The sequence below is a fragment of the Amaricoccus sp. genome, from assembly GCF_017995835.1.
Lineage (GTDB): Bacteria > Pseudomonadota > Alphaproteobacteria > Rhodobacterales > Rhodobacteraceae > Amaricoccus.
Genome location: NZ_JAGOID010000193.1, coordinates 1 through 3,013 on the forward strand (window position 1 = coordinate 1; position 3,013 = coordinate 3,013).

Below are 3,013 nucleotides of genomic sequence, written 5' to 3' on the forward strand. Positions count from 1 at the left end.
CCTTCTTCGCCGTGGATCCGCCGCGTACCGGCGCGGGGGCGTTGCGCTACGCCGCCGCGCTCGCGGCGACCGGCCGCGGCCCCGATGCAGACGCCGAGATCCTGCGCGTCTGGCTCGAGGTTCCCGTCGGCGCCGCCGACCAGACCGCGATCCTCGCCGCCCACGGCGATCTCGTCGCGCCCCATATCGTCGAACGCCTCGACATGCTGCTCTGGCGCGGCCTCGGCGCCGAGGCCGAGGCGCTCATGCCCCGCGCGCCCGAGGGCTGGCGCAAGCTCGCCGCCGCCCGCCTCGCCGTCCGCCGCGACGCCGACGGATCGACCGCGGCGATCAACGCCGTCCCCGCCGCCCTCGCCGACGACCCCGGCCTCGCCTACGAGCGCTACCTCTACCGCGTAACCAGGGACCGCGCCGACGACGCCGAGGCCTTCCTCGTCGCCCGCTCGACCTCGGCCGAGGCGCTCGGCCGCCCCGACATGTGGATGGAGGGCCGCGCCGACATGGCCCGCAAGGCGCTGCGCCGCGGCGACGTCGCGACGGCCTACGCGCTCGCCGCCCGCAACTTCGGCAACGCCGCCTCCGGCCCCGACTACGCCGACGCCGAATGGGTCGCGGGCTTCGTCGCGCTCACCCGCATGGACGACCCCGCCGCCGCCGCGGCCCACTTCACCCGCTTCCGCGCGGCGGTCGCCACCCCGATCAGCCTCGGTCGCGCCGGCTACTGGCTCGGTCTCGCCGAGGAGGCCCGCGGCGACGAGGCGGCGGCGAAGGCCGCCTGGACCGAGGGCGGCCGTTTCCAGACCAGCTTCTACGGCCAGCTCGCCGCCGGCCGCGCCGGCCTTGCCCCGGATCCGGCGCTGGCGGGCGAGCCCGACGCGCCCCGCTGGCGCGGCCGGCAGTTCGCGCGCGCCTCGGTCGTGCAGGCGGCCGAACTGCTAGCGCTCGCCGGCGACCAGACCCGCGCCACGCTCTTCCTGCGTCACGCCGCCGAGGGCCAGCAACCGCGCCAGCGCGCCGCGCTCGCACAGATGGCCTCCGACCAGGGCAGCCCCCACCTCGCCGTGCGCATCGCCAAGGACGCCGCCGCCGACGGCGTGATCCTGCCCGCCCAGTACTACCCCCTGCACGCCATCGCCGACGAGCCCTGGCCGGTCCCGACCGAGCTGGCGCTCGCGATCGCCCGGCAGGAGAGCGAGTTCAACCCGGAGGCGGTCAGCTCCGCCGGCGCCCGTGGCCTGATGCAGCTGATGCCCGCGACCGCCGAGGAGGTCTCCGGCAAGCTCGGCGTCCCCTTCGAGCCGGCGCGCCTCACCGCCGACCCCCTCTACAACGCCACCCTCGGGACGGCCTACCTCGCCCGGATGCTGCGCGCCTACGACGGCTCCTACGTCCTGACCGCGGCCGCCTACAACGCCGGGCCGGGCCGGGTCCGGGAATGGCTGGCGGCCAACGGCGACCCTCGCGATCCGGACGTCGACGCCGTGGCCTGGATCGAGGCGATCCCCTTCGAGGAGACCCGCAACTACGTCATGCGGGTTCTCGAAAGCCTGCACGTCTACCGCGCCCGCCTCGACGGCCAGGTCGCCCCCATCCGCCTCGCCTCCGACATCCACGTCGCGGGGTAGTCGCCCCCACGCAACACCTGGATTCGCGGTGACGCGCGCCGCGAGCAGTGATACCCTGCCCGCGCAGCATTCGTGATCGACTCGTGTTTCTCGCGTCGCCAAGTGCTCCGGCGACGGATTTCAGCCCCGGGCCCATGCCCGAAACTCCGAGGCCGACATGGCGACATTCACCGTGACCACCTCCGCCGACACCGGCGCGGGCTCGCTCCGCGACGCCATCACTGCTGCCAACGCCAGCGCCGGCGCCGACACCGTCAGCTTCGACTCCGCCGTATTCGACGGCGGCGCCGAGGATCTCGTACGCCTGACCAGCGGCGCGATCGCGATCACCGACGCGCTGACCATCGTCGCCGGGGACAAGGGCGTGACGATCACCGGCGACGCCGCCGGCGACGACGTGACGCTGGCGGGCGGCGTCACCGACATGGAGGCGACCTTCGACGCCGACCGCGAATTCGACAACAGCCGCATCTTCGACGCCACGGCTGCGCTCTCCCTCGACGGGCTGACTTTGACCGGCGGCTGGACCGAAGACGGCGGCGGCGCCGTCACCTCGACCGCCGACGTCACGCTCGTCGGCGGCGCGATCAGCGGCAACGGCTCGGGTTACCTCGGCGGCGGCGTCCTGACCACCGGTACGGCCACCCTGGTCGACAGCGCCCTCGACGGCAACGTCCTCCGGGGCGACGGCGGCGGCATCGCGGTCAGTGCAGGCGCGATCGTGATGCGGGGGAGCAAGGCCACCGGGAACGTCGCGCTGAACGACATGGCATCCTTCCAAACCCTCTACGCCAGGGGGGACGTCACGCTCGAGGACAGCGCCGTCAGCGACACCTCGGAGGGCGCCGGCATCATGGGCGGCGGCGCCGTCACGATCATCCGCAGCGTCGTGTCCGGAAACCGGGCCGACGAGACGACGTGCGGCGGGATCTCCGGCGACGACGTCCGGGTGATCGACAGCACCGTCTCCGACAACAGCGGGCTCCTCGGCGTCGGCGGGATCCGGGCCACCTCCAGCGCCGTGATCGAGAACAGCACGATCGCCGGCAATTCGGCCATCGACGGCCCGGTCGGCGGCATCCTGGGCGGCGCCGTCGTCGTCCGCGACAGCACGATCACCGGCAACGTCGCCACGCGCGATGACGGGGTCGGCGGCATCGCAGCCGACACGGTCTCGCTCTCGAACAGTATCGTCCTCGGCAACGCCGTCCTGACCTACGCAGCCACGGGCCTCGTCGGAACGGCATCCGACATCTCCGGGTCGATCACCCGCGCCGGCGGCAACATCGTCGGCGACGACGTCTTCGACGGCGACGTCCGCGTCGGATCCGCGACGGCGGCGGAGGTCTTCGCCGCCACGACCGAGGCCGCGCCGGGCGTGGAGGGCG

Annotated in this window: 2 protein-coding genes; both read left to right on the top strand. The window is 73.8% G+C overall.

The window, feature by feature from the left end:
• Positions 1–1,625, top strand: a 1,625-nt coding sequence (locus tag KBA23_RS16545) for a lytic transglycosylase domain-containing protein (protein WP_290743317.1), incomplete at its 5' end; no start/stop codon positions are given.
• A 157-nt stretch (positions 1,626–1,782) separates the two neighbouring features.
• Positions 1,783–3,013, top strand: a 1,231-nt coding sequence (locus KBA23_RS16550; protein WP_290743319.1) for a right-handed parallel beta-helix repeat-containing protein, incomplete at its 3' end; no start/stop codon positions are given.